Consider the following 19,885-nt stretch of genomic DNA (forward strand, 5'->3'; position numbering starts at 1 on the left):
TTTGGCGGGCAGACCCCAACGACATCATCGCCGCAAGAAATCGAGGGTTCCAAATGTTGGATTCAATCCACTAGGCGAGTTTCTGGCGACCCACAACGACCCTTGCTATTTCCACGAATTCGCCACGCGCGCGGCGGGACAGGGGCTGGCCTATCTGGGCGAGACCGAACTGCGGTCGTCCCTGCCAGAGGCGATGCCCGCAGAGACCGGCGGCCTGATCCGCAAAATTGCAGGCGACGACGGGCTGGCGCTGGAACAATACATGGATTTCTTCGGTGGTCGGCAGTTCCGCCGGTCGCTGCTGGTGCGGGCTGATCAGCGCGCGCGCGTCAGCCGGGCGATCCGTGCCGACCGGTTGACAGGGCTGCACCTGGCATCGTCGCTGCGCGAAGGCGCGCCGGAAAAAGCCGGCGATCCGATCCCGTTTGCCGACGAAGGCGCGCGGCTGATGGTGTGCGATCCGCTGTCGCTTGGGTTGTACCGGTTCTTGCAGGCGGCCTGGCCCGACACCCGCACCCCGGATGAAATCCGCAACCACCTTGTCCAAGCCGGTGTCCTGCGCGGTGACAGTGCCTCGGCCGATTTCCTGCGTTTCCTGATGTCGCCGGTGGTTGGCGGAACGGTGCGCATCGCCCGCCAGGTGCGGCGGCTGGGGCGGGCCGACGATCCGCGGCCCGAAATCTGGCCAATGGCGCGGCTGCAATTGGCCCAAGAACAGCCCTGGGTTGCAAGCCAGCTGCACAAGGTGGTCAAGATCAAGGACGACAACGCCCGCTTCCTGGCCCTTGTCGACGGCACCCGCGATCACGCCGCGCTGGCTGCGACCCTGGCGGATATGCTGCTGGACGGTCGTTTGAAATCGGACCTGCCGGACGGTGTCGGCAGGGACCAATTGCTGCCAGAGTGCCAGCGGCTGGTGCAGCAATCGCTTGACTTATGCCAGCGACAGGCAATTCTGAAATCAGACGATTCATAGATTTCTGGCCAGAGTTATTGCTGCCCGCGTCCGGGTCTTCCCGCCTTGCGTGTATTGGTATCGTTGGCTGCCTGTGGGGGCGACATGAGTACCGATATTTTCCTGAGTTTCAGTGGCGGCGAAATTCCCGTTATCGGGGATTCCAGTGACCCCGACCACAAGGCCAGCTTTGACGTCGTATCCGTCGATTTCACGCTTTACACCGATTTTGCGGACAACAAGAGCAGCCAGACAACCATCGAGCCGCTGCTGATCGAAATCGCGGGCATGAAGCCGGGCGGTATCCTGTTGCAAGATGCGTTGCTGAGAGAGACCAGTTTCAAAGAGGCGCAGCTGACGTTCGTTGCCGACGGGGCGCAAAATGGCAGCGCGGAACGTGTCTTGCAGAACTATTCGCTGAGCGGCGCACAGGTGCTGGCGATGGGGGTGTCGCAGACCGGGAACACAATGCTGGCTGTGTCCTTTGATTCACTGAAGATCGAAACCATCGGCTACAGCGATCTGGGGGCGGTCGAAAGCAAGATGACGCGCGAGGTCGAATTCATTATCGACGACTCCGCGATCAGGCAGGATACCACGGTCGGCAGTCAGCGCGGCAGCGACTATGGCCCCGAGGTTGACTTTGACGCCTACCTCAAGCTGGGCAATGTCGCTGGCGGGTCCGAAAACAGCCTGCACAAAGGTGAATTCGAACTGGTCGACATGGATTTTGGCCTGGCGCGTGTCGACAACTCGGCCACCCCGATTGAACCGGTCTATGTCGAATTCGACCCGCAGGACGTGGGACTTGTCCAAGTCTTGAACGCCGTCCTGCTTGGCACCTCGCAAACGGCTGATTTCAGTCAGGTGAAACGCGATGTGAACAGCGAGGAAGAGCAAGTCATCCAGACCATCACCCCGGATGCTGTGCTTGCGACATCATTCGTCCGCGATGACGATCATGCGACGCGCGTCGGGTTCACCTTTCTGACGGCGCTGGAAGCAAAGCTGCAGTCCATCGAGCCCGGCAACGACATCACGGTGGACTATTCCTACACAAGCAAAAACCCGGAACTGGCCGGCTCGCCCCGGGCGGACGGGATAAGCGGACTTGGGCAGGGGGTCCAGTCCAGTGATCGCTATTTCCTGCAAATAACTGATATTCCTAACGTAAATCACGATCAGGTGTTGCGGCGGGAGTTCGCCTTCGAGCTGTCGGGATTCGGGTTTGGCGTCGAAGCGCTGTCTGACTTTAATGAATTCGGAGTGCCGGTTTCGGGAAGAGTGCCAAAGTTCACCACTCTGACGGTCGATTTCCTTGATGACGAGATTGAATTCGCACAAGTGCTTCAGGCGCTTTCGAAAGATACCGAATTTGGCGGGGTCACGATTACCCGCAGCACGTTCGACGAAGTGCCACTGGAAACTGTCGAACTCGCCGGGGCCGCGGTCGAAGGTCTGTTCCTGCAGAACGATCTTGCACCGCGCGTCACTTTTGATTTCGAAGCGATCCAGTATCAGTCTTACAAGCTTTCCGAAGAGCTGAGAACGTCGGCCGTCGCAGATCGGAGCAAGTGGTCGGTTTACCAGAACAAGGCGGCCTTTGAAGCGGAAGACGACCCGGTTGGGTTCTCGGGTTTGTTGATGACGTCAGACGGCCTCATCCCGCGTGAGTTGCGCGATGACTCGAGCTCTGACTATTTCCTGAAGCTGGGCGATATCGACGGCGAAAGCGTTTCCAAGTTTTTCGTCGGGGCGTTCGATGCCGTCGGGTATGAATTCGACCTGATGCGCGCGTTGGTCTATGGCGATGGTCCGAGCCAGTTGATCATGCCGTTTTCTGTCGATCTGGAACCTTCCGATCCGGGCATCATCAATCTGATGGCATCGGCGGTGGGGGGGAAATTGCCCACATCGCTCGAGTTTACCGCGACGAGGGAAGCGAGCCTTGAAGGTTTCTTTGATCTGCGCGTGCGGCTGGACCAGCCGTTCATCCTTGGGGTTGATACCAGTTCTTCCACCGCGACACGGGTGAATTTCGGTTATTCCGGTGGCACGCTCGAATTTGGCGAAACTGACAACAAAGGTGCCTTCACGTCACAAGAGATGTCGTTTGGCAAATTCGTCTCGTATTCTTCGAAAACCTCGATGACATTCTTGTCCGGCGTTGCGACCGGGTTCGACCGACCAGATCAGTCCAGTATCGCGCAAGAGCCGGGTCTGATCTTCATGGAGGTGACCGACGCCAAGCTTGGCCCGTTCGTGGGGGCAGTCACCAACAAGGAGCATCTTGACGACTTTCAGGTCGGGAATGTCGATTTCGACCTGGCTCGGACGTTGGATGTCAGCGAAACCGACAGCACCGGCGACGGTCTTCCCGACACCACGACGATTGACTATTCCCGCGGTCTGGATCGCACGATCTCGGTGGATTTGCGCCCCGGACAGAAGGGCAATCTTGCCTTGATGGACGCGATGGTATCCGGTGCGGTGCTCGATAACGTCAAGATCACCCGGTATCTTGACGGCCGGCTGGGCGAACTTTCGCAAAACTTACAGACCATCGACATGAGCGAGGTGTCGGTCATCGACATTTCGATGACCAGCGACACCTACACCCGTGTGACCTTCGCCTTTCAGGACGCAACCATCGAACAAGAACGGGCGGGGGAGGGCGGTCAGACCGCACGCACCGAAACCGTGGATATCAAAGCGGATACTTTTGGACAGCAGAATCCGGGGCAGATCGCGGCGCCCAGCACCACGCCCCGCATCGGGTCTGACGTCCTACTGCGCAGCTTCCTGGATTTCCAGCACGAAGACATCACCGGAACCTCTGCCGACAAGCTGCACCAGGACCAGTTCGAACTGTTCGACTGGAACCTTGATCTGGCCGCGCTTTACGACATTGGGCAGGTTGGTCAAACCGGGGTCGACCTGGCCCCCTTGACGGTGCGCCTGCCGGCGTTCAGCCCCGGGCTGGTGAAACTGATGGAGGTCACGCAGAACGGCGAGGCCATCCCAGGCATGACACTGTCGGTCGCAATCTCTACCGGAAACGGGGGCTTTGCGGACTTCGACGTCTTTGACTTCAACAACGTGACCCTTATCGGTGTGAACCAGCGCGACGATGAAATCGAGCTCGCACTTGGCTACAGCCTGATGACGCGCAAGCTGCGCGACATGACACAACAGGGCGAATTTACCGATTTCAGACAGACCCTGGACTTTGGCACCGACGACGTCGTCAACGGTGACCTGGGCGACAACGTGCTGAAAGGCGGCAAGGGTCAGGACACGCTGTTCGGCGACGATGGCGACGACGACGTTGACGGGGGTGCCGACAACGACAAGATCGAAGCAGGCTCGGGCCGGGGGAACGACACGTATAACGGTGGCGACGGCGTTGACACGATCACCTATACCTCGACCTCTGCCGGAATCGTGGTGAACCTGGATCTGGGCACCGCCAGCGGCCCCGAGATCGACACGGATCAGATCGCGGGGGTCGAAAACATCGTTGCCGGTGACGGTGCCGATGACCTGACCGGCTCTGCCGATCCCAACCGGATCGAAGGCGGGCTTGGCGATGACACCCTTCTTGGACTGGGGGGCAACGACACGTTGATCGGGGGGGCGGGGAATGACAGCCTGTCCGGGGGCGGCGGCGACGACAGTCTGACCGGCGGCAGCGATGCGGACACCTTCGTGGTCGAACTGGGGATGGGCCACGACACGATCACCGATTTCGACGTGACGCAGGACAGGCTGGATGTCTCGGCCTTGTCAGAGCAAGAACTGGGGGCCGTCACGATTGGCCAGACCGCCGCGGGCGACCGGACGGTTACGTTGTCGGACGGCAGTTCGATCACCCTGACGGGGGTTCCGCTGAACTATGCGCCCACCGGGGCGCTGACGCTGTCCGGTACGGCGCGGCAGGATGAGACCCTGACGGCAGATCCCTCGACCATCGCCGACGCGGACGGGCTTGGGACTTTCGCGGTGGAATGGTTGCGCAACGGCACCCCGATCGCCGGGGCCTTGGACATGACCTACCAGCTGACCGGAGACGACGTTGGCAACGTCATCCGCGCCCGGGTGACCTATACCGACGGCTTTGGTACGTTTGAAACCGTGACGAGCCTGCCGACCGATCCGGTCGAAAGCCTGAACAACCCGGTCGCCGGGCATCCGGTGCTGACCGGACAGCCAACCCAGGGCTTTGTGCTGAACGCGGACACCACGGGGATCAGCGATACAGGCGGACTGGGGGAATTCCACTACCTCTGGCTGCGTGGAGATGCCGAAATTGCCGAGGCCAACGGGCAAAGCTATTTGCTGACGCAAGCCGATGTCGGGTTCCAGATCCGGGTTGAGGTGTCTTACGTCGACGGGTTCGGCGATGACGAGGCGACGACCAGCGCGCCGACAATGCCGGTGGCCAATGTCAACGATCCGGTCGAAGGGCTGCCCGTGATCGACACGATTGCCCCGCGGGTCGGGGCGTTCTTGGCGGTCGATCCACTGGGGCTGAGCGACCCCGACGGACTGGGCCAATTCGGATACCAATGGTTGCGGGACGGGGCGGATATCGTCGGGGCAACCGGGGCAACCTATCGCGTTGTGGCCGAGGATCTGAACGCCCGGTTGTCTGTGCGGGTCGGGTATGCCGACGGCTTCGGCGCCGAGGAAGGCGCGACATCTGCCCCCACCATGCGCGTTCTGCCCGAACGGCTGACCGTGTCCGGCAGTTCCGGCGATGATGTCCTGATCGGCACGGATGCCGGAGAAATCTTCTTTGGCTTTGCCGGCAATGACACGATTCTTGCCGACGGCATGCAGGCGCGGTTTTTCGATTACCACCCCAATAACTACCCCGAAATGGTGTTCCGCCTGTACCAAGCGGGGCTGGGCCGGGAACCGGACCGGCCCGGGCTGCTGGACTGGATGACCAAGCTTGACGCGGGTTATATCAATGAGCTCGGTTTGGCCCGCAGCATTGTGAACAGCGCCGAATTCAGCAGCGTCTATGGCCCTCTGGAGGACGCGGCGTTCATCCAGTTGCTTTACCAAAACGTGCTTGGACGCGATGCCGACCCGGGAGGTTTGCAGAACTGGCTGGAGCAGATGACGGTCGTCGGCCAGACCCGCGCGCAAGTCTTGCTGGGCTTTTCCCAAAGCCCCGAATTCATCACCAGCACGGCCGGGGCGGCGGCGCAATACATCCTGGAAACCGATCCGGCGGTCTGGTCGGACGACGTGTTCCGCCTGTTCCACGCCACGCTGGCGCGCGATCCTGATCTTGGCGGCTTTCTCGACTGGACCGCGCAACTGTCAACCGGCGTGCCCCTTTTGACCGTGATGGCCGGCTTTGTGAACAGTGCCGAATTCCAGGCCACCTATGGCAACCTGACAGACACCGCTTTCGTCGATTTGCTGTACCAGAACGTGTTGGGCCGTGGCGCGGACGCGGGCGGGTTGGCGCATTGGCTGGGCGAACTTGGCGGCGGCGCAAGCCGGTCGCAGGTGGTCTTTGGCTTCTCGCAAAGTGCGGAATTCGTGGCGCAGCAGGCCGAGCCATTGGAGGCATGGATGCGATCCCTGTCGGGCGATGACCTGCTGTCAGGGGGAACGGGGGTTCAGAGGCTTGCCGGTGGCATCGGGCCGGATACGTTCATGTTCAGTTCGGCCGAACCGACCTTTACCACGATCCTCGACCTGGAACCGTGGGATACCCTCTGGTTCAGCGGCTTCGGCTATGCTTCTGCCGCCGACGCGATCACTCGGATGAGCCAGCGTGACAACAATGTGGCGTTCTATGACCCGGATCACGGGGTCAGCGCCACCTTGCTGGGGTGGCAGTTGGATCAGATCGACGAAGATATGATACTGGTTTGATGCCGGGCGCCTTTTTGCGTAAAGTTCTCTGGGACTTACGCAATAGGAGGCCCGTCTATGACGCTATCGTTCACGCCTGACCTGATCCCAACGACCGAAGTGACCGCCGTCAGCACCGACGGGTTTGATGTTTGGAACCTGGATATCGCGACACTCACCGATGGTGGGTATGTCATCGCCTGGGGCTCGGCTTGGCAGGACGGCAGCGGGCGTGGCATATATGCGCAGCGCTACGACGCGCAGGGGGCGACGGTCGGCACCGAGTTTCGGGTCAACACGCACACAGCGGACGATCAGATCTTGCCCGCCGCATCCGGGTTGCTGGATGGTGGCTTTGTCATCAGCTGGAACTCCTTGGTGCCAGGTGCGATTTGGGGCCTCAGCGGCGTCTTTGGCCAGCTTTATGATGCGACAGGCGCAACCGTCGGCTCCGAGTTTCTGGTGAATACGACACCTTTGGCTTTACGCGATGTCGCGACAAGTACGGTTGGACTTTCCAACGGTGGATACGCGATTTTCTGGACGGGCACCGACAGCGACGGTTTCGGGGTCTTCGCTCAGCTTTTTGATGCCACAGGTGCGTCAACAGGGGCAGAGTTTCAAATCAATACCGAAGAAACCAACAATCAAAGCGACATCAAAGCGACAACGTTGTCCGATGGCGGGTTCGTGGCAATCTGGACGTCGTCTGCGCAAAGAACGTATGCGGCTGAAGTCGTGGGGCAGCGCTTTGATGTTTCGGGCGCAAAGGTCGGGACTGAGTTTCGCGTCAATACGTACAGATACGGCAGCCAAACCGTACAAGGCATCGAGCCGCTGGAAGACGGGGGATTTGTCGCCATTTGGGAAGGGCCGGAGACGACCTTGGACAAGCCGGGCTACTGGGGGCAGCGGTTTGACGCCAACGGAGATCGGGTTGGTATGGAATTCCAGGTGTTGCGGACCGTCCCGGATTCTCTCGGGCTTGGCCTCACAACAAAGAGCGAGCGGCTGGAGGACGGTTCGATCCAGTTCATCTCAAACCTCGTTGATCGGTCTGCTAGCGATTGGCACAATAAGGTTTATACGCAGCGTTTTGTCGAAGACACCGACGCGCTCTACGTTGGCGACGGGCTGCAGCTTTACCAAGCCCCGGGGATCCCGGGCCAGGTGTTTCGCTTGTATCACGCCGCGCTTGATCGCAATCCTGACCATTCCGGCTTTCTGAATTGGGTTGGCCAGCTGGAGCGCGGCGCAGACGTGGTCGACATCGCCAACGGCTTTGCCAATTCGGCAGAGTTTCTGGCCACCTACGGGGTGCTGACCGACGCACAGTATGTCGAGCAATTGTACCTGAATGTCCTGGGCCGTGCGCCTGATTCCGGCGGGCTGTCGGACTGGCTTGGTGCGCTGGCCGGTGGGGCGACACGGGCGCAGGTGCTGATCGGCTTTTCCCAAAGCCAGGAGTTTCAGAACGCCACCGCCCTCGCGGCGATGCAATACGCCCGAACCTATGATCCGGCAAGCTGGACGGACGAGGTGTTCCGCATGTACCAGGCCGGCTTGGAACGCGCGCCAGACCCGCTCGGCTTTACCAAGTTCACCTGGTATTTGGCCCATGGCACCACGATGCTTGAGGTGATGGAAGAATTTGTCGCCAGCCCAGAGTTCCGCCCGGCCTATGACGACATGACAAATGCAGACTTCGTAGCGGCGCTGTATCAGAACATTCTGGGCCGTGCGGTGGATGCAGGGGGCCTGACGGGCTGGACCGCTGCGCTGGACGGTGGTGCCAGCCGTGCGCAGATCGTCCTGGCCATTGCCGAAAGCGCCGAATTCATTGCCATGCAGGCCGACCCGCTGGAGGTGTGGATGCGCGGCCACGGCCCGCAGGTGCCGCTGGACGGCGGTCCGGGAAACGACACACTGACGGGCGGGATCGGGGCGGATGTGTTCGTCTTCGATGCAGCGGATGCAGGCGACAACGTGGTGTTGGACCTGGAGCCATGGGACACCTTGCATTTCACCGGTTTCGGCTATGCCAGCGACGGTGATGCGCGCAGCCACATGACACAAAGCGGGGCCAACGTGCTCTTTGCCGATCAGGGTGTCAGCGTGACCTTGCTGGGGGTGCAGATGGGCCAGATCGACGACGACATCATCCTGGTCTGAGCGGCGGGCAGGGGGCAGGCGCTGGGCCTTGCCGGGCGCGAAGGCTTGAACATCCTGGACCGTTTGGTACTAAATTCCGCGCGGGCGGTTCGCGCCCGGATTCACCGCAAGGAGCGGTCATGACATCCAACGCCGGATCACGCGCCTGTGCCGTTTCTCCGCCCCGGACAGTGCAGGTAGGGCTGATCGGCCACGGGATCCAGAAGTCACGCACCCCGAAGATGCATATCGACGAAGGCGCGGCGCAGGGCCTCGACTATCGCTATGCGCTGATCGACACCGCACTGAACGACGCGCCCCTCGCCGACCTGCTGGACCGGGCCGAACAGGCCGGGTTCAATGGTGTGAACGTCACCCACCCGTTCAAGCAGGCGGTGATGGGGTATGTTGACGTGCTTTCCAGCTCTGCCAGATCGGTGAACGCGGTCAATACCGTGGTGTTTCGCGATGGCAAGCGGTTTGGGCACAACACAGACTATTGGGGTTTTGCCGAAGCTTGCCGCCGCAACCTCACCGGTGCCGCCACGGGCCGCGTTCTGCTGATCGGGGCCGGTGGGGCCGGGGGGGCGGTGGCCAACGCGCTGGTCGATTTTGGCGTCGGCGAACTGCTGATCTGCGACCGCAACAGCACGGCCGCCAGCCTTTTGGTGGATCAACTGAATGCGCGGGTTGGTGCCGGTCGTACCGGCCTTGTGCCCGATGCGACCGACGCGATGACCGGCGCGGACGGGATCGTGAACGCCACCCCTGTGGGCATGGCCAGCCATCCCGGTACCCCCCTTCCACCCGACCTGCTGGAACCGGCGCAATGGGTCGCCGACATCATCTATTTTCCGCTGGAAACCGCGTTGCTGGCCGGCGCACGCGCGCGCGGCTGCCGGACCATGGACGGATCGGGCATGGCGGTTTTCCAAGCGGTGCGCGCGTTCGAATTGTTCTGCGGTCTGACCGCCGATCCCTCCAGAATGCGCGCCACGTTTGACCGGTTCGACGCCCCGGCCTGACATGGTACGGCCTGACGCGCCCTGGTCGACATCGCCGTGCAGAACCTTCTGCCCGCGCCAAGGGCGTTCCCGGGCGCCAGGGGCGGCCCTTGCGGCGGGGCAAATCCCGTGATTAACCTCTTGCCGGAACGACAGGTTTTCCACGCCGGGGGGGAAATGGATTTCGCATCGCGCCTGACACGCAGTCCACGTCCCTTCGATCCCGATGCCGGGGCAGAGGCCGCGATTCTGGCGCCTTGGGCCAGCGGCGCCCTGGCCGAGGTGCTGGCGGGAACCGCCGGGTGCAGCCCCTATCTCAAGGGCTTGCTGGGCCGCGAAGGCGCTTGGCTGCAAGGCGCGGTCGATGCGCCAGAGGCCGCGCTAGCCGCGCTGTGCGATGCTTTGCGCGAAACCGCCCCCGACATCTTGCCGACGGCACTGCGGCAGGCCAAGCGCCGGGTTGCGCTGCTGACAGCGCTGGCTGATCTGGGCGGTGTCTGGGCGTTGGAGCAGGTCACGGGGGCCTTGACGGATCTGGCCGATCTGGCCACGCACCTGGCCCTGCGCGCCTGTGTCTCGGCAGAGATCAAGCGCAACAAGCTGCCGGGCGCGACCGAGGACGACGCCGAGACCGCCGGCGGCATGGTCGCCTTCGCCATGGGCAAAATGGGCGCGGGAGAGCTCAACTACTCCTCTGACATCGATCTGATCTGCCTGTTCGACGAGACCCGGTTCGACCCGGAGGATTTTCTTGAGGCCCGTGCCAGTTTCGTCCGGGCCACCCGCAAGGCCGCGGCGATGCTGAACGACGTGACCGCCGAAGGCTATGTCTTTCGCACCGATCTGCGCCTGCGCCCCGATCCCGCCGTTACCCCGGTCTGCATCGCGATGGAGGCGGCAGAGCGATACTACGAAAGCCTGGGCCGGACCTGGGAACGCGCCGCCTGGATCAAGGCGCGGCCCTGTGCCGGCGATATCGCGGCGGGCAACCGGTTCCAGCAGTCGCTGCGTCCGTTCGTCTGGCGCAAGCACCTGGATTTCGCCGCGATCGAGGACGCCCACAACATGCGCCTTGCGATCCGCGAACACAAAGGGTTGGGCGGGCCGATCACGCTGGCCGACCACAACATGAAGCTGGGGCGTGGCGGTATCCGCGAGATCGAGTTCTTCACCCAGACACGGCAGCTCATTTCCGGCGGGCGCGACCCCGACCTGCGCGTGCGCGGCACCGTGCCCGGGCTGACGGTACTGGCCGCGAAGGGCTGGGTGCCGCAGGACGCCGCACAGGTTTTGATCGACCGCTACCGCCAGCACCGTGAGGTTGAACACCGGGTGCAGATGTTCAACGACAGCCAAACCCATACCTTGCCACGCAGCGCGGAAGGGTTCGAACGGCTGGCCGCGTTCATGGGCACGGAAGCCGAGTCGCTGAAAGCCACCCTGCGGGCCCGGCTGGAAGAGGTCCACGCCGTCACCGAAAGCTTCTTTGCCCCTGACGGGCCCGACCCGATCGAACCCGCCGAAGACGACGCCGTGACCGCCCGCTGGCTCAGCTATCCCGCGCTCCGGTCCGAACGCGCGGTGGCGATTTTCAAGCGGTTGAAGCCAGATATCCTGTCCCGCCTGCGGGCCGCCGCCAAGCCGGAAGAGGCGCTCCTGGCCTTTGACGGCTTCCTCGAAGGGCTGCCCGCCGGGGTGCAGTTGTTTTCGCTTTTCGATGCCAACCCGCATCTGATCGACCTGCTGGTCGATATCGTCTCGACCTCGCCCGACCTTGCCCGCTACCTGGCGCGCAATGCCGCCGTGTTCGATGCGGTGATCGGGGGCGATTTCTTCCGCCCCTGGCCGGGCGCCGCGGCGTTGCAAGCCGAACTGGCCGCCGCACTTGGACGCGAAGCGGACTACGAACGCAAGCTCGACACCGCGCGGCGATGGGCCAAGGAATGGCACTTCCGCATCGGGGTGCATCTGCTGCGTGGCCTCGTCGGGCCAGAAGACGCGGGCCGCGAATACGCCGACCTGGCCCAGGCCTGTCTTGCCGCGCTCTGGCCCGAGGTGCAGGCGCAGTTCGCGCTCAAACACGGGGATTGCCCAGGGCGCGGCGCGGTGGTGCTGGGAATGGGCAGCCTTGGCGCGGCGCGGTTGCACGCCCGGTCCGACCTCGACGTGATCGTCATTTATGACCCGGCGGGGATCGACGCCTCGGATGGCCGCCGCCCGTTGCCCGCGCGCACCTACTACGCCCGGCTGACTCAGGCGCTGGTCACCGCGATGTCGGCCCCGATGGCCGAAGGTCGGCTGTACGAGATCGACATGCGCCTGCGCCCCTCGGGCACCCAGGGCCCGGTGGCCACCTCGCTGGAAAGCTTCCGCAACTATCAACGGTCCGAGGCATGGGTCTGGGAACACCTCGCGTTGACCCGCGCGCGGGTGCTGGCCGGTCCCGCTGCGCTTGCCGCCGATGTCGAAGTCTTCCGCACCGAGGTGCTGCGCGCGCCGCGCGACACGGCCCATGTTCTGCAAGAGGTGTCGCAAATGCGCGCCCGGCTGGCCGCGTCCAAGGCGGGCCACGGCGGGCTTGACCCCAAGCTGGGGCCGGGCCGGATGATGGATATCGAACTTGTCGCCCAGGCCGGGGCGCTGTTGTCTGGCTTGGCACCGCGCGCGGTCCGCGACGGGCTGTCCGCCGCCGCCGATCAGGGATGGCTAGCAGCCGAGGCCGCGCAGCGCCTGCAGGACACCTATGACCTGTGCTGGGCGCTGCAGATCGGGTCGCGCCTGATCCGCGATGGCGCGGTCGAGCCCGATGCGCTGGGGGCAGGGGGCGCGGCGTTCCTGACCCGGCTGACCGGCACGCAGGACATGCCGGGCTTGCAGGACAGGCTGACCCGCTGCACCATGGACAGCGCGGCGCTGATCAAAGCCACCTTGCCGCCACCGGAGGAAAAGCCATGAAGACACGCGGCGATGCCCACGATCCCAAGGCCCTGATCGCGGAAAGCTACCGCATCGACGGCATCACTGAAAGCGATTGCCGGACGATCTTCCTCGACTGGGCGCTGTCGATGCCGGACGGCAGCGATACCGCAGCCAGCCTGCGCATCCTGCTGGCCCGCCACGGCGCCGCTGGCCACCCGATGACCGATGTGCTGACCGCGGGCCTTGCCGCTGCCGCCGTCCCGCGCCGCCGCGGTGGCCGGGCAGGGCGCACAAGCCCGTAGAACGGGCCATCGGACCGGACCTCTTGCCCCCCCTGTCTTTGGTTTTTCAAATACCTCGGGGGTTTGGGGGCAGCGCCCCCAAAACGGTTTTTCGACGAAAAACCGTTACCCGAAAAACCGCTACCCCAGCGCCTTGCCAAGCCGAGGCAGCCGGGCCTTTTTCAACAGCGCCCGCATTTGCCAGTCCTCACCGGACAAGCGCCGTGCCTCGGCCAGGACGGCCTCGCAGACCGGCACCACCTGTTCGGGGCGCGCCTGCCACAGCCCCAGCAGGAAACTGTCGGGGTCGGCGCGGCTCAGCCCTTCCTCGGCCAGAACGCCGCGGGGAAAATCGGCGGCGTTCATCGTCACGACCACATCCGCCGACCCGGCAATCGCCGCCGCCAACACGTGGACATCCGCCGGATCGGGCAACCACAGCCGCGCTTCCAGCGACGGCGACCAGCTGACCGCGGCCTTTGGCCAGGCCACGCGCAACTGTGCGATCTCTGCGCGCGCCTGCGCTTCGCCCGCCGGGCCCAGCTTGCGTGCGGCGCGGGCCCATTCTTCCAGGATCCGGTCCGACCATAGCGGCTGAAACGCGCCCGTCGCCGCGACCCCCAGCAGCAGTTCCCGCGTCACCGTCGGGTACAGGACACAGGTATCCAGCAGCACCTTCACAGGCGAAACACCAGCGCCTTGAGGTAGCCCGATTCCGCCAGTTGCGGCAGCAGCGGATGATCGGGACCGGCGTATCCGGTATAGATCAGTTGCGCCCGGCGTCCTGCGCGCCCGATGCCACGCAGGCAGGCGCCCTGGAACTTCGCAAGGTCCGCCGCGTGAGAGCATGAGCACAGCACCAGATAGCCGTCCTCGGCCACCAGCGGCGCGGCCAGGCGGGCAACGCGCTCATAGGCGCGCACCCCGGCTTCCAGTGCCGGTTTCGACGGGGCGAAGGCAGGCGGGTCGCAGACGACCACACCAAAGCGGTCCCCGGCGTCGGCAAGATCGGTCATCACGGCAAAAGCGTCGCCCTGCCGGGTGGCAAAGCGCTCTGCCATGTCCATCGCTTCGGCCCCTTTTTGCGCCAGCGCCAAGGCTGGTGCAGAGCCGTCGACCGACAGCGCGCTTTCCGCGCCCCCCGCCAATGCCGCCAACGCAAAGCCGCCGACATGGGAAAACACGTCCAGCACCTTCTGCCCCTGGGCCAGCCGCGCGGTGAAGCCGTGGTTTGGACGCTGGTCATAGAACAGCCCGGTCTTTTGTCCGCCGGTCAGGTCGGCCATGTAGGTCGCGCCGTTCATTTGCACCGGCACCGGTGCATCGGGTGCCGTGCCCAGCAGCACAGCGTCGGCAGCGTCCAGACCTTCCAGCGCGCGGCCACGCGATCCGGCGTTCTTCAGGATGTTGGCGCAGCCCGTCACTTCGGCCAGCGCTTCGGTCATTTTGGGCAGCAGGGCCTCGGCCCAGGCGGCGTTGGGCTGGATCACGCAGGTCGGGCCAAAGCGGTCGATGATGACCCCGGGAAGCCCGTCGGCCTCGGCATGGACCAGGCGGTAGAATGGCGCATCGAACAGCCGTTCGCGCAGCGACAGCGCCTTTGCAAGCCGGTCCTTCAACCACGCCTTGTCGGGGGCCGCGGTGCCGCGCAGGTCCAGCATGCGGGCGACGATCTTTGACGCGGGTGTCACGCCGACCACACCCAGCGGCGTGCGCTCGGCATCTTCTAGCAGGGCGATGGTGCCGGGCGACAGCGCCTTGGTACGCCGGTCGACGACCAGCTCATCGGCGAAAATCCAGGGAAAGCCCCGCCGGATCGCGGTGGCATTGGCTTTGGGGCGCAGACGCACCACGGGAAGGCTTGTATCACTCATGACAACTCCATAGCCTTAAGCGAGACGTGGCGAAAGTGCCTCTGCACCGCAGCGGATGGGTTTACAATTAGCGCTAACGGATGTAGATGCGCAGGGACGGCCGCGACATCACCGCCGACTGACTGCAACCGACCGGAAGAGCCATGACCCTGCATCCCACCATCGCCGAAGTCACCGCCCGGATCGAAGCCCGCAGCGCCCAGACCCGGGCCGCGTACCTGGACCGCATGCGCCGGGCTATCGACGACGGGCCGCGCCGCGCCCATCTGAGCTGTGGCAACCAGGCCCACGCCTACGCCGCGATGGGCGACGACAAGCAGACCCTGGCCCGCGACGCCGGCCCGAACATCGGGATCGTCACCGCCTATAACGACATGCTTTCGGCGCACCAGCCGTTTGAAACCTATCCGCAGCTGATCCGCGATGCCGCGCGCCGGAATGGCGGCACGGCGCAGGTCGCTGGCGGCGTGCCCGCGATGTGTGACGGTGTCACCCAGGGGCAGCCGGGAATGGAACTGTCGCTGTTTTCCCGCGACGTGATCGCCCTCGCTGCCGCCGTCGCACTGTCGCACAACACGTTCGACAGCGCGCTTTACCTTGGCGTCTGCGACAAGATCGTGCCGGGGCTTGTGATGGCCGCGGCCACGTTCGGCTTTCTGCCGGGCATCTTCGTGCCTGCCGGACCGATGCCGTCGGGCATCCCGAACGACGAAAAGGCCAAGGTGCGCCAGCAATACGCCACCGGCGAAGTCGGCCGCGACAAGCTGATGGCGGCCGAGATGGCCAGCTATCACAGCCCGGGCACCTGCACGTTTTACGGCACCGCCAATTCCAACCAGATGCTGATGGAATTAATGGGGCTGCACCTGCCCGGCGCCAGCTTTGTCGGCCCCGGCACCCCGGTACGCGAGGCGCTGACCGTGGCCGCAGCGGAACGGGCACTGCACATCTCGGCCCAGGGGGCAGACTTCACCCCAGTCTGCGATGTTCTTGACGCCAAGGCTTTCGTCAACGGCATCGTCGGGCTGATGGCAACAGGCGGGTCCACGAACCTTGTCCTGCATCTGCCCGCGATGGCCCGCGCCGCCGGTATCCTGCTGGAGGTCGAGGATTTCGATATCATTTCCGATGTTACGCCCTTGATGGCCAAGGTCTATCCCAACGGGCTGGCCGACGTGAACCATTTCCACGCCGCGGGCGGGCTGGCCTACATGATCGGTGAATTGCTGGGCGCGGGTTTGCTGCATGACGACGTGACCACCATCGCCGGCAAGGGGCTGTCGCGCTATACGCAAGAACCGATGCTGGAAGAGGGCAAGGCCGTCTGGCGTCCCGCGCCGGGCGTTTCCCAGAACGACAAGATCCTGCGCCCCGCCTCGGATCCGTTCCAGCCCACGGGCGGGCTGAAACAACTGTCGGGCAATCTTGGCCATGGCATGATGAAGGTTTCCGCGGTCGCCCCCGAACGTCATGTGATCGAGGCACCCGCCCGGATTTTCCACGACCAGGACAGCGTGAAGGCGGCGTTCAAAGCCGGCGAGTTTTCTGATGACGTCATCATCGTTGTCCGGTTCCAGGGACCCAAGGCCAACGGCATGCCGGAACTGCATGGGCTGACACCGACGCTGGCGGTGCTGCAGGATCGCGGGTTGAAGGTGGCACTGGTCACCGATGGCCGCATGTCCGGTGCCAGCGGCAAGGTCCCCGCCGCGATCCACGTCTGTCCCGAAGCCGCCGATGCGGGCCCGCTGGCCCGGCTGCGCGATGGCGATCTGTTGCGCGTCGACGCGGTCGCCGGAACCATCGCCTGCCTCGCCCCGGATTTCGACAGCCGCACGCCGGTCACCGCCGATCTGTCGGGCAATGCCCATGGCATCGGACGAGAGTTGTTCGAGGTGTTCCGCAAGAACGTCGGCCTTGCGTCGAACGGTGCCGGGGTGGTGGTGTAATGCAAACGGGCCGCCCGGAAACGGCCCGTCGGTTGTCCAGAAACGCGGGGTTACCGCTTTTCGACGACGTAAGTGCCACCGGTGCCCGCGAAATCGGAAATGCCGGGCTGCTGGTCGTCATCGATGACAAGGTTGGCCGGACCTGCCGAATGGGTCGCGCCACTGCCGAACATCGCCCCGCCGATCGACACCAGCGCCGTGCCCGTGGTGCCCAGTTGCGGCGCATTGGTGGAATCGATGTCGCCGGTGAAATTCACCATGAAGGCGCCGGTGCGCGTCGTGACCGGGCCCACGACGGGGGCGTTGATCGTGCTTTCGGTGGTGGTCAGCGTACCACTGCCCGCAGCATTGGCGGTGCTCAGCTGTGCCGACCAGGTGAAATCGGCGCCGGTTGCGTCCTTGCCCCGGATGTTGTCGACTGTGCCGGTGATCGGGCTTTGACCGCTGTTGGCGAATTGAACCGTCATGTCGACATCGCCCATCACTTCGCGCGCGACCACCGAACTGTCGCTGGACTTGATCATCGTGTCGAAGGCGACCGATCCGGTGTATTGCGCGTTGCCCGAAGGCGGCATGTCGCTGGTCGGGGCGTTGCTGAGGTTGGTGGTGTCGGTATACTGGCTGAACAGCGACTGGTGTGCGGCAAAGCTTGCGGATGTCGTGCCGCCGGTACCCCCGGTGCCGCCTCCGGTCGTGCCGCCTGCGGTACCGCCATTGCCCTGGATGCAGCCGGAAAGGGCGGCCGCTGCCACAGTTACGACGATCAGGCGCAGCGGTGTTCGCGGGTGGAAATCGAATTGCATTATTCAGGTCCTTGCTCGGATCACGTTGAAATATGCCCGGCCTGGATCGAACCTGCCAAAGGGGACAAAGGCTGGGAAACTCTCCCTGTCCGAGACCTGAACGGGCGGCGCTTGCAAGACGGAAAAAATGTCACCGTCCAAACAATCAAAGCGGCTGTTTCGCAATTTTGTCAACAACGACACTCTTGAACCTGAGTGCCGGCAACCAGGGATTGGTTTCCGTTGAGAGGCTTACACCAGAAAGGATCGCATCATGATGTCGCCCGCTGAACAAAGCGCCCGCGCAGAGGAAATCTGCCGTCTTGCCCCGGTCGTTCCGGTGCTGGTGCTGAACGACACCGCGCAGGCCCGGCCGTTGGCCGAGGCCATGGTCGCCGGCGGTCTGCCCGCGCTAGAAGTGACGCTGCGCACGCCGGCCGCGCTTGACGTGATTCGCGAAATGGCGCAGGTGCCGGGCGGCGTCGTGGGGGCCGGCACGCTGCTGACGCCCGAAGACGTGGCCGCGGCCAAGGCGGCAGGGGCGACCTTCGGTGTGTCCCCCGGTGCCACCGACAGGCTTCTGGCAGCTTGCGCCGAACATGATCTGCCGCTGTTGCCCGGCGCCGCCACCGCGACCGAGGTGATGGAACTGCTTGAGCGCGGCTATACCGTGCAGAAATTCTTCCCGGCAGAGGCATCGGGCGGCGCTCCCGCGCTGAAATCCATCGGCGGCCCGCTGCCACAGGTCAAATTCTGCCCGACGGGCGGCGTTTCGTTGAAAAACGCCAATGACTACCTGGGGCTTGCCAATACGCTCTGTGTCGGCGGCAGTTGGGTTGCCCCGGCTGACAAGGTTGCTGCGGGCGACTGGGCCGGGATCGAAATCCTCGCGCGCGAAGCCGCGGCGCTGCCCCGGACCTGATCTTCTTCTGGCGGAAAATATCCCGGGGGTGAATGGCGGCGCAGCCGCCAGAGGGGGCAGCGCCCCCTAGGCCTCCGCTTTAGGGGGCACGCCCCCGAAGGCAAGGCCGCTACCCGCCAAAACCCACCGCGCGCAGCCCGTCCAGAACGAACTGGACCGACAGCGCTGCCAGCAGCATCCCCAAAAGCCGGGTCACCACGTTGATGCCCACCTTCCCCAGGGCGCGTTCGATCAGCCCGGCCGACAGGAAAAACGCCAGCACGATCAACAGCACCGCCACCATCACCCCCAGCACTGCCGCCATGCCCCAGGCGTCAGAGGACTGGCCCGCCAGCAGGATCATCGTCGCGATCGACCCCGGACCGGCGATCAGCGGAATGGCAATGGGAAAGACCGACGGGTCCTCGCGGTCGTCCTCGCCAGCCTCGTCGGCCTGGCCCTTGCGGCGTTTGCTGCGGCGTTCGAACAACATGTCCAGCGCGGTCAGGAACAGCAAAACGCCCCCGGCAATGCGAAAGGCGGGCATCGAAATCCCGGCAAAACCCAGCACGGTTTCGCCAAGGAAGGTGAACAGCGTCAGCACCGCGAACGCGACAAGACAGGCGCGCAGCGCGATGCCTCGGCGATGGCGCGCATCCGCCCCATGGGTCAGCGCGACATAGAGCGGCGCCAGCCCGATCGGGTCGATCACCACGAAAAGCGTGAAGAAAGCGGTCAGAATTTCCTGCGACATGCCTCTGGCCTGACAGGTTTGCGCGTGTGGATCAAGCGCCGTCGGCGTGGCAGCCCGGACAATGGCGCGTCACCGGGCAAAACGCGCAACCGGGCCAAAAAGACCAGCGCGCTTGCCGGTTCGCCTCTGGCCGGTCATCCTACCGGGTTGCAACCGGCCGTCAAACCCGGCGCGCGCCGTGCGCCGATCCCGATGGCGCGCAGGTCCAGTGGAAGGCGGCCCTCGATCGAACGCCGCGGGGCAGGACGGATCGGCACAGCGCGCACCGGCCAGATCGCACAGAGCGCCCCCCGGGGGCGCGGTCAACGCAACGCCCCGAACGCCTCTGCGGTGTCCCATCTTGCCGTCCGCCGCCGGGCTTCCTAGTGGATTGAATCCAACATTTGGAACCCTCGATTTCTTGCGGCGATGATGTCGTTGGGGTCTGCCCGCCAAACG

12 protein-coding genes are annotated in these 19,885 nt (G+C 64.1%); 8 read left to right on the forward strand and 4 right to left on the reverse strand.

Features of this window, described 5'->3' with window-relative positions:
• The 6 genes from VK792_RS18105 to VK792_RS18130 form a co-directional block, all read left to right on the forward strand.
• A partial coding sequence (locus tag VK792_RS18105; RefSeq protein WP_326299279.1) for a methyltransferase regulatory domain-containing protein occupies window positions 1-976 on the forward strand: 976 nt, incomplete at its 5' end.
• Between the two features lie 84 nt (window positions 977-1,060).
• Complete coding sequence (locus tag VK792_RS18110) at window positions 1,061-6,853, forward strand: DUF4214 domain-containing protein (RefSeq protein ID WP_326299280.1); 5,793 nt, start codon at window positions 1,061-1,063, stop codon at window positions 6,851-6,853.
• A 57-nt stretch (window positions 6,854-6,910) separates the two neighbouring features.
• Window positions 6,911-9,004, forward strand: coding sequence for a DUF4214 domain-containing protein (locus VK792_RS18115; protein WP_326299281.1), 2,094 nt, complete (start codon window positions 6,911-6,913; stop codon window positions 9,002-9,004).
• 119 nt (window positions 9,005-9,123) lie between these two features.
• Complete coding sequence (locus tag VK792_RS18120) at window positions 9,124-10,008, forward strand: shikimate dehydrogenase (RefSeq protein WP_326299282.1); 885 nt, start codon at window positions 9,124-9,126, stop codon at window positions 10,006-10,008.
• A gap of 156 nt (window positions 10,009-10,164) precedes the next feature.
• Window positions 10,165-12,942 carry a bifunctional [glutamate--ammonia ligase]-adenylyl-L-tyrosine phosphorylase/[glutamate--ammonia-ligase] adenylyltransferase gene (gene glnE, locus VK792_RS18125; protein WP_326299283.1) on the forward strand — a complete coding sequence of 926 codons (2,778 nt, stop codon included), beginning with the start codon at window positions 10,165-10,167 and terminating at the stop codon, window positions 12,940-12,942.
• Complete coding sequence (locus VK792_RS18130) at window positions 12,939-13,208, forward strand: hypothetical protein (protein WP_326299284.1); 270 nt, start codon at window positions 12,939-12,941, stop codon at window positions 13,206-13,208. The genes glnE and VK792_RS18130 overlap by 4 nt, the downstream gene beginning before the upstream one ends.
• Before the next feature lie 120 nt (window positions 13,209-13,328).
• On the opposite strand, the gene VK792_RS18135 is transcribed toward VK792_RS18130, so the two are convergent.
• Both VK792_RS18135 and VK792_RS18140 read right to left on the reverse strand, forming a co-directional pair.
• On the reverse strand, window positions 13,329-13,868 hold the full coding sequence (locus tag VK792_RS18135; protein ID WP_326299285.1) for an RSP_2648 family PIN domain-containing protein: 540 nt from the start codon (window positions 13,866-13,868) through the stop codon (window positions 13,329-13,331).
• Entirely contained in the window at window positions 13,865-15,061 is a 1,197-nt protein-coding gene (locus VK792_RS18140; protein WP_326299286.1) for an RSP_2647 family RNA methyltransferase, read from the reverse strand. Before VK792_RS18140 ends, VK792_RS18135 begins: the two co-directional genes overlap by 4 nt.
• A gap of 143 nt (window positions 15,062-15,204) precedes the next feature.
• Here VK792_RS18140 and edd point away from each other — a divergent pair, with 143 nt between their 5' ends.
• Window positions 15,205-17,010: a phosphogluconate dehydratase gene (edd, locus tag VK792_RS18145; protein WP_326299287.1), complete on the forward strand. Its 1,806-nt coding sequence runs from the start codon at window positions 15,205-15,207 to the stop codon at window positions 17,008-17,010.
• A 50-nt stretch (window positions 17,011-17,060) separates the two neighbouring features.
• Here edd and VK792_RS18150 read toward each other — a convergent pair whose 3' ends face one another.
• A complete protein-coding gene (locus VK792_RS18150; RefSeq protein ID WP_326299288.1) occupies window positions 17,061-17,813 on the reverse strand; it encodes a hypothetical protein in 753 nt (250 codons plus the stop codon).
• Window positions 17,814-18,069: 256 nt separating this feature from the next.
• Here VK792_RS18150 and eda point away from each other — a divergent pair, with 256 nt between their 5' ends.
• The gene (gene eda / locus VK792_RS18155) at window positions 18,070-18,714 is read left to right on the forward strand and encodes a bifunctional 4-hydroxy-2-oxoglutarate aldolase/2-dehydro-3-deoxy-phosphogluconate aldolase (RefSeq protein ID WP_326299290.1); all 645 of its coding nucleotides are present in this window, start codon (window positions 18,070-18,072) and stop codon (window positions 18,712-18,714) included.
• A 109-nt stretch (window positions 18,715-18,823) separates the two neighbouring features.
• Here eda and VK792_RS18160 read toward each other — a convergent pair whose 3' ends face one another.
• The gene (locus VK792_RS18160; RefSeq protein ID WP_326299289.1) at window positions 18,824-19,447 is read right to left on the reverse strand and encodes a MarC family protein; all 624 of its coding nucleotides are present in this window, start codon (window positions 19,445-19,447) and stop codon (window positions 18,824-18,826) included.
• Between the last annotated feature and the right edge of the window lie 438 nt (window positions 19,448-19,885).

It is taken from the genome of Mesobacterium hydrothermale (assembly GCF_035818635.1).
Classification (GTDB): domain Bacteria; phylum Pseudomonadota; class Alphaproteobacteria; order Rhodobacterales; family Rhodobacteraceae; genus Mesobacterium_A; species Mesobacterium_A hydrothermale.